8 protein-coding genes are annotated in these 8,594 nt (G+C 42.9%); 6 read left to right on the forward strand and 2 right to left on the reverse strand.

Features of this window, described 5'->3' with window-relative positions:
• Positions 1-33 precede the first annotated feature (33 nt).
• Positions 34-990, reverse strand: a complete 957-nt coding sequence (locus CXF61_RS08190) for an alpha/beta fold hydrolase (protein WP_165597847.1) — start codon at positions 988-990, stop codon at positions 34-36.
• 370 nt (positions 991-1,360) lie between these two features.
• Between CXF61_RS08190 and CXF61_RS08195 the strand changes: the two genes are divergently transcribed.
• From CXF61_RS08195 to CXF61_RS08220, 6 genes are all read left to right on the forward strand, one after another.
• Complete coding sequence (locus CXF61_RS08195) at positions 1,361-2,542, forward strand: FAD-dependent oxidoreductase (protein ID WP_165597848.1); 1,182 nt, start codon at positions 1,361-1,363, stop codon at positions 2,540-2,542.
• A 231-nt stretch (positions 2,543-2,773) separates the two neighbouring features.
• On the forward strand, positions 2,774-3,766 hold the full coding sequence (arsS, locus tag CXF61_RS08200; protein WP_165597849.1) for an arsenosugar biosynthesis radical SAM (seleno)protein ArsS: 993 nt from the start codon (positions 2,774-2,776) through the stop codon (positions 3,764-3,766).
• A gap of 93 nt (positions 3,767-3,859) precedes the next feature.
• Complete coding sequence (locus tag CXF61_RS08205) at positions 3,860-4,681, forward strand: DUF547 domain-containing protein (RefSeq protein WP_165597850.1); 822 nt, start codon at positions 3,860-3,862, stop codon at positions 4,679-4,681.
• Between the two features lie 45 nt (positions 4,682-4,726).
• Complete coding sequence (locus CXF61_RS08210; protein ID WP_227526633.1) at positions 4,727-5,434, forward strand: TIGR04283 family arsenosugar biosynthesis glycosyltransferase; 708 nt, start codon at positions 4,727-4,729, stop codon at positions 5,432-5,434.
• Positions 5,435-5,515: 81 nt separating this feature from the next.
• A complete protein-coding gene (locus CXF61_RS08215; RefSeq protein WP_165597852.1) occupies positions 5,516-6,178 on the forward strand; it encodes a TIGR04282 family arsenosugar biosynthesis glycosyltransferase in 663 nt (220 codons plus the stop codon).
• A 108-nt stretch (positions 6,179-6,286) separates the two neighbouring features.
• Positions 6,287-7,330: a methyltransferase domain-containing protein gene (locus tag CXF61_RS08220; RefSeq protein WP_165597853.1), complete on the forward strand. Its 1,044-nt coding sequence runs from the start codon at positions 6,287-6,289 to the stop codon at positions 7,328-7,330.
• A gap of 158 nt (positions 7,331-7,488) precedes the next feature.
• Here CXF61_RS08220 and mtnP read toward each other — a convergent pair whose 3' ends face one another.
• Positions 7,489-8,382, reverse strand: a complete 894-nt coding sequence (mtnP, locus tag CXF61_RS08225; RefSeq protein ID WP_165597854.1) for an S-methyl-5'-thioadenosine phosphorylase — start codon at positions 8,380-8,382, stop codon at positions 7,489-7,491.
• Positions 8,383-8,594 lie beyond the last annotated feature (212 nt).

The raw sequence follows: 8,594 nt of genomic DNA on the forward strand, positions 1-8,594 counted from the left end.
AATATCCTCTCAAAACGACTCCTTTATCATGATTTAATCGTCTGTCGTGTTGGTCTCTATCCATTCTAAAATATCTTGATAAACGGTCTGTTTATCCTTTTCGTGCAGCACTTCATGACGCATATTAGGATACAGCTGAATATCGACATGACTGAAATGACGCTTGTCCAGACGCGTGACAACCCTACGTATACCGCGACCCATTTCACCAATCGGATCATCTTCACCGCTGATAAACAGCATCGGGAAGTTTTTGGCAATAGTGGTAGCCCAATTTTTATTTAGTCCAGTATCCATGAGCGTAAACAATGTCATAAAGCCATTATTGGTAAAGTCAAAACCAGTCTTAGGATCGGCTTCATAGGCTTCAATGTTTGCGGTATTTTCACTGAGCCACGCAAACTGTGAGGAAGAATTGCGATCAGATAGTTGGCTGTTAAGGACTTTGTTCATCACCTTGGCAAAAACTGTATTCGGTTGTCGTGGGGCGACTCTGGCCAGTAGCTTGTTAATAGGTAATAAAACCTTAGCCAGTGGGTTGGCGTCTGCGGAACCCATTAGAATGGCGCCTGTGAAATTATGCGCATGATGCTTGAGTACATTGCGCACGATAAATGAGCCCATCGAGTGACCCATCACAAAATGCGGGACGTCTGGATGACGATTTTTTAGGCTATCGGCCATTACAATCACGTCTTTCAAAAGTGACTGTACCGGATGCTCCTCACCAAAAAAACCAAGATCGGCCTCAGTCTTGATCGTCTGTCCATGACCCAAATGGTCATAAGTCGCCACAGCGATACCATTATCTGCCAAAAACTGTGCAAAATCGCTATAGCGACCGCTGTGCTCTGCCATGCCATGCACAATCAGTAAAGTCGCGCTAATCTCGACGTCTTTGCTACTTGGTTCAAAAAAGTCATGATGCAAATAGTGAATATTGTCAGAAGACAAAATGTGATCGTTACTGGTATCGATATTGGTACTCATGTAATGTTCCTTGATTACTTATAATTTTCATTAACGGTTTTGACGATGTTTCTCAAATAATGGGTCAAGCAGCGCAATTTATCCTGCGGCTCTTATAATGTCCTATTGTACTGGGCGATGATAAATAATTTCACCTTATTTTATGATTTTAATTCAGTTATACAAAATCTCATTCTACTAATAACGGTTGACGCAGTGACTATCGCTGAGTCTATATAAGCCACATACAAGCCATTTACGCTCTTACTGTTTGCCCGCAACAGACTGGTCTTATTTATATGATACTTTTAAATGAGTTTTTAAAGTCATTTATATCAATCAATATTCCATCAAACACTAACAGTAACCAACCGCCTTGATAAAATCATCTATGACAAAATTTTCATCGAAAAAGACATTACTATTGGCAGGCGCAGGTCATGCTCACATTGGCATGTTGCGCCGACTTGGCACAGCGCGTTTAAAGGATACCGATACGATAGATGCAGACATTCACTTAATTAGTGAACAACCGCAAACCATCTATTCTGGCATGTTACCGGGTTGGATGGCAGGACATTATCAGCTGCATGATATCAGTATTGATATCAAATCGCTTTGTGTACGAGCAGGCGTACGCTTTATTCAGCAGTCGCTTGTAAAAGTAAACGCAGCGTCAAACAAGGTGGTTACGACAGGCGATGAACAAACGGATTTTGACTACGATGTCTTGTCTTTAAATACTGGGGCAGATACAGACATGCGTTGGCTACGTGACCATAAAGGCCAGAACGATTATAGAAGCGATAATGATGATAGAGATGCTAATACCGACGTAATTGCCATACGACCATTATCAACGTTTATTACCCAATGGCAGCGGATTTTGAAGGATGCCCAATCATCTGAAAAGTATCAATTGGCTATTATCGGGGCAGGCGCTGCGGCCATAGAGTTGGTTATGGCAGCCCAAGTTGCGTTACGGAATATCAATCGTAATCACCAAGTGACATTAGTATGTGGTGAGAATCTATTGTCAGGGTTTAATTCGGGCTTTCGACAGCGGGTTATTAAGCAGTTACATCGTCATGACATTACGATAGTTCGAGAACGAGCGAGCGATTATCGTGACGGTAAATTATCGACCACCTATAAATCATTGCCAATGAATGCTGTCATCGCTGCGACTGGCGTCATAGGGTCGGCATGGACGGCTTCGACGGATTTAGAAATCGAAGGTGATGGGTTTATCGCGGTAAACGATAAACAACAGAGCGTCTCTTATCCTAATGTGTTTGCGGTTGGTGATGTGGCGACACGAGTCGATAAATATGTGGCGCACTCAGGGGTTCACTCGGTGCATGGTGGTGCTGTCGAAGCTGATAACTTATTGGCCTATCTGGGTGACAACGTAATGAAGAGCTATCAGCCAAAGTCGCGCACGCTATATCTGCTGTCTTGCGGTGACAAATATGCCATCGGTAGTTGGGGTAATGTAAACCTACAAGGCCGCTGGGTATGGCATCTCAAGAAGTATATTGATAAGCAATTCATCGAAGCTGATAAGAACTAACGAGGGTTAATGCTCATTTGGAATAAACTATAAAATCCATATGATTAGTTGTCAATGCTTATTGATAATCAGGTATGATTGATTAGATAAACCGTAAAATGAGAAAGTAGGTTTTACGTTGTAAATCTTAAAAATAAATAGTAAAAGCAATGCGCTAACTTTGTTTTCTAATCTTTAATATCACTTTGCTATCCTTTTTTAGTTGTACTGCTAACAGGATTTTAGACCACCATGAAATCAACTATCGAGTTACTTGAGCATACTGATTTTCCAGCGATAAAACGACGTCAATTGACGATATTACAAGTCAATATGGGCTACTTATGTAATATGTCCTGCGTGCACTGTCATGTGGCTGCCAGTCCTTATCGTACCGAGATGATGTCACGTGAGTTGGTTGAGTTGATACCAGAGGCGTTGCAAGCACAAAACATCGATACGCTTGATTTGACCGGCGGTGCGCCTGAAATGCATGAGGATTTTAAGTATTTGGTTAAGGCCGCTCGGGCATTAGGTGTCAAAGTAATAGACCGCTGTAATCTGACTATCCTTATGGAAGAGGGTTATGAGGGTATGGCGCAGTTTCTAGCAGATAACCAAGTGGAAGTGGTGGCTTCTTTGCCTTGTTATTCCTTAGAAAATGTAGACAAACAGCGCGGTAAAGGCGCGTTTGACGACAGTATATTAGGATTACAGAAGCTCAATCAGTTAGGGTACGGCAAGCCTGATTCAAATTTAACATTAAACTTGGTTTACAACCCACAAGGCGCGACGCTGCCGCCCAATCAACAACAGCTTGAAGCAGACTATAAGCGTGAGTTAAAAGCGCACTTTGATATTGAGTTTAATCATTTATTTGCCCTAACCAATATGCCGATTCAGCGTTTTGGGGCGGTGCTGTTGGCAAAAAACCAGTTCCACCCGTATATGGATTTGCTCAAAGCTAATTATATGGCTGCCAATTTAGCCGAGGTTATGTGCCGTTCGACCATTAGTGTCAATTGGTTGGGTGAGCTGTTTGATTGTGATTTCAATCAGCAGTTAGAGATACCTGTCCCAAACAAGTCACGGCGACACCTAAGTGATTTGTTAACGCAAAACCCGTCTGGTGATGACATTGCCATTGCTGACCACTGCTATGGCTGTACAGCAGGACAGGGCAGTAGTTGTGGCGGCGCGTTAGAAGAAGAGGCAGTAGAGCCAGTGCTAGCAGACACGCCTTAGCCGTTCTAATGTAAGTGCTTTTAATATAAGTACGTTCAATATAAGTACTTTTGGTATAGATAAAAAACAATCAGTATAAACGGAGTAAGCCTTATGTCAGTATCTAACTTTTCAGCGAAGACATTTTTCGCCCAACCAGTGATTGCTACGACTATTTTATTAGCAAGCGTGGCCGCTCATGCTGACTTTAACCATCAGAGCTGGGATAGCTTATTAAATAAGCATGTGACCATGACCAACGGTGGCAAAGCTTCAGTGGTCAATTATGCTGGCATGAAGACAGATCAAAGTAAGCTGACAAGCTATCTAGAAGCGACGAGCAAAGTGTCTCAATCAGAGTTCAATCGTTGGAGTAAAAATGAGCAGTTGGCATTTTTAATCAATGTTTATAACGCTGGTACGGTTGATTTGGTATTGACGAAATATCCAAACGTCAAATCTATCAAAGATATTGGCGGACTGTTTGGGTCACCATGGAAGCAAGAGTTTGTTTCGCTACTTGGTAAGACGCGATCACTTGATGATATCGAGCACAACCTGATTCGTGGTTCTAAACGTTACAACGATCCGCGCATTCACTTTGCGGTCAATTGCGCCAGTATCGGTTGCCCTGCATTGCAAGATGATGCTTTTACCGGCAAGCGTTTAGACAGTCAATTAGAGCAGGCAACGTCTAAATTTTTAGCAGACAGTAGCCGCAACAGTCTTAAAGGCGATACGCTAAGAGTGTCACCAATTTTTAAATGGTATAAAGAAGACTTTGCAACCAACTGGCGCGGTACAAAAGATTTGGCGGGGTTTTTAGGTCGTTATAGCTCATCATTAGGATTGAGCAAAGCTCAGACAGCGGATCTCAAACAAGGCAAGGTAAAAATAAGCTATACCGATTACAACTGGAATTTGAATAAAAAATAAGCCAGCTTTTAATGTTACTCGCTGATTAACGTGACGGTATATCCATTGAACCTATCAATTATTGTTCCATTATTAAATGAAGCGGACAACTTGCCTGAGCTTATGGCTCATATTGTCCGTCTCGATCCAGCACCGCAACAAGTGATATTGGTCGATGGTGGTTCAGTGGATGGTTCGGTTGCTATCGCCAAGAGTGTGCTCAAAAATGCAGAGATTACTCAATCAATCATTGATTGGTATATTATCGAATCTACCGTAGGACGTGCTCAGCAAATGAATGCGGGCGCTATGTTGGCAACAGGTGATGTACTGCTATTTTTACATGCTGATACCGAGCTGCCAGCTGACGCGATAGATAACGTTCAGCAGGCAGTAGCTCAGTACGATTGGGGACGTTTTAATGTGCGTTTAGATAGTCATGAGCCATTGTTAAGCATCGTCGGATTAATGATAAATCAACGCTCGCGCTTAATGGATATAGCCACTGGTGATCAAGCAATATTTATCAAAAAGTCTTTGTTCGAGCAGATTGGTGGCTATCCTGATCAGCCACTGATGGAAGATATAGAACTGTGTAAACGGCTAAAGAAAATTTCTCGACCAGCTTGTCTAAAAAGTAAAGTCACGACCTCAGCGCGGCGTTGGCAGCAGCATGGTACATGGCGGACGATTTTCTTGATGTGGCATTTACGCTTTGATTATTGGCGCGGCGTATCGCCTAATGTTTTAAAGCAACGTTATTATAAGTCATGAAGTTGTTTGATTTATCAACATGATAGACAAGATAAGAAAGAGTTCATCCTCGTGCATTTGACTAATTAAGAGACCGTCATAGTGACAGCTGATTCATCTGCAAGACAGCAAGATACCTGCATCATTCTGTTTGCAAAATATCCAGCGCCCAATAAGGCAAAAACCCGTTTGCAGCCAGCGCTAGGGGTAGATGGCGCTGCACGTATGGCAAGGCAACTATTACTGCATAGTATTGAGCAGACCATTGATACTGGTTTTTCCGTTGAGCTATGTATGAGTCCAGCACCAACAGATCCATGCTGGCAAGCATTTGATTTGCCTGACTCGTTGCGCTGGTCTGCGCAGGCCGAAGGGGATTTGGGTTTGCGTATGTTGATAGCCAGTCAGCGCGCATTGCAACATTTTGACAAGGTTGTGTTAATTGGTACGGACTGTCCTAGTCTTACGACAGCACGTATTCAGACATCGGTACAGCAGCTAAATCAACACGATGCGGTTATGATTCCAGCAACTGATGGTGGGTATGTGTTGTTAGGATTTAAACAAGTTAATGACAGCCTGTTTTCGGACATTGTTTGGAGTACGGCTAGTGTAGCCGCTGTCACCAAGCAGCGCATGGCGGCATTAGACTGGACACTTGCACTATTTGACCCTTTGCACGATATTGATGAGCCTAAAGATCTAGTACATTTGCCGTCAGGCTGGCTAGATTCTTACATCAATATTAAGGTCGATAATAGCTGATAACGCTTCATTGAAAAATGGATTAATAAACTCACCAACGTAGTTGTATATTCTAAGATGATTTACTAAGAATTTTAACTGGATGGCACATTCAATAAGGATATTGTTATGCATGACGTCGTGCAAAATTACTATGGCAAAGAGTTACAGAGTACCGATGATTTAAAGACCTCGGCTTGTTGTGATATCAGCAATATGCCTGAGTGGCTCAAGCTATTACTCGCAAACATTCACGATGAAGTATTGAGTCGTTATTATGGCTGCGGTCTGGTGTGTCCAGCACTGTTGGAAGGTTGCCGAATTTTAGATTTGGGCAGTGGCTCAGGCCGAGATGTCTATGCACTAGCACAATTGGTTGGCGAGAGTGGCCACGTAGTCGGTGTTGATATGACCGATGAGCAGCTAGCCGTTGCCAAACAGCATCAAGCCTATCATGTCGATAAGTTCGGTTATGATAATGTGACATTTTTGCATGGCTATATCGAGAAACTAGATGAACTAGACCTTGAGGCTAATAGCTTTGATATTATCGTCTCAAACTGCGTTATCAATCTATCACCAGATAAAGCCGCGGTCATGGCCAGTGTGCAGCGTTTGCTGAAACCTGGTGGGGAGTTTTATTTTTCTGACGTCTATGCCGATCGCCGTATCCCGCAACACTTAATCGATGATCCCGTTTTATATGGAGAGTGTTTGAGCGGTGCGTTATATTGGAAGGATTTTAACCGTTTGTCACGAGATGCAGGATTCTTAGACATACGTTTGGTTGAAGATCGCCCACTTGAGATTACAGATCCTGCTTTGGCGGCCAAAATTGGTGATATTCAGTTTTTCTCTGCAACTTACCGCTTATTTAAAATTGACTCGCTTGAGGATGCTTGCGAAGATCACGGACAAGCGGTGATATATAAAGGAACTATCGAGCAGTCCCCGCATCGGTTTGATTTAGATAAACATCATGCTATCGAAGCTGGTCGGGTATTCCCAGTATGTGGCAATACGTTTCGCATGCTGCAAGAATCACGCTTTGCGCCGCATTTTGAGTTTATCGGTGATTACAGTCGTCACTACGGTATTTTTGCGGGCTGCGGTGAGTTAATGCCATTTACTCAACCTATGGTGCTGGCAACTGGCTTGGGCGGTTGTTGCTGATATCAAAGTGATGTATTTAGTATAAATTTCGAATATACATGCTAAATTATAGAAAAGGCCATTATTTTAGTTAATGGCCTTTTTTGACTTGATTGAAGTCAGATTAAGACTAAACCGATTAGTAGTAGTCAGTTTAAGATGGAGAGTACGTATCAAGATTACGCTAGCAAGGCGGCCAGTCTAATCTTGGTATGTTCGTCCATCGCATCTATAGGTGTGACCAATGCTTGTGCAAGAGCATTGTGAGCGATTGACTCAGGCAGCTGAGCGGCAATCAAAGCAACAGCTTCCTGTATCACTTTTTGAGCATTATCCGCATTTTTCATTAGGTTTTTTATCGCATAGTCGGCACTGACGGCTTCTTCCGTCGGATGCCAACAATCAAAATCCGTCACCAGAGCTAAGGTGGCATAAGCAATACTGGCTTCACGAGCCAACTTGGCTTCTGGCATATTGGTCATGCCAATGATATCTGCCTGCATCTGACGATACCATTCTGACTCTGCCCGAGTTGAGAATTGAGGCCCTTCGATGCAGACATAAGTTGCTTTAGAATGGTTGGTACCTTCTACAATATTTGCTTGGTCATAAGCGCGCGTCAAGATGTCTGCTAGGACAGGGCATAGTGGGTCTGCCATCGACACATGAGCGACGGCACCTTCGCCAAAGAAAGTACTCGCTCGCTGCTTAGTCATATCAATCATTTGATCTGGAATGACCATGTCTAATGGCTTAAGATGCGCTTGCAATGAGCCAACTGCTGATACGGATACGATATAGCGTACCCCAAGCGTTTTTAGCGCATAGATATTGGCTCGATAAGGCACTTCAGACGGCGTCAGTCTATGTCCCTGACCATGCCTCGTCAAAAAAGCAACGGTCACTCCCTCAAGCTCACCTAAGACAATATCATCAGATGGACTGCCATAAGGCGTCTGTATCGTCACACTGCGTTTGTTGGTCAGTGATGACATTTGGTAGAGACCGCTGCCACCGATGATAGCAATATCAGCAGATAATGTTGCTAGTACTTCCGTGTGAGGTATTGTCATAAGGACTATCCGAATGGGTTAATAAAAGAGAGACACAGACTAGTGCCATGTAATATCCTGAACCAAAAAATAGCTCAGATAAAATATAGCAGAACTTTTGTCCTTATAGTTATAAATCGAGAATTCTCATTAATTTGCTATATCTAAAAATTCCCAAGAAATAATGCGATATGACAATATTTGCCAGATATCGATAAAGGTTTACAATAGCG

It is taken from the genome of Psychrobacter sp. 4Dc (assembly GCF_002836715.1).
Lineage (GTDB): Bacteria > Pseudomonadota > Gammaproteobacteria > Pseudomonadales > Moraxellaceae > Psychrobacter.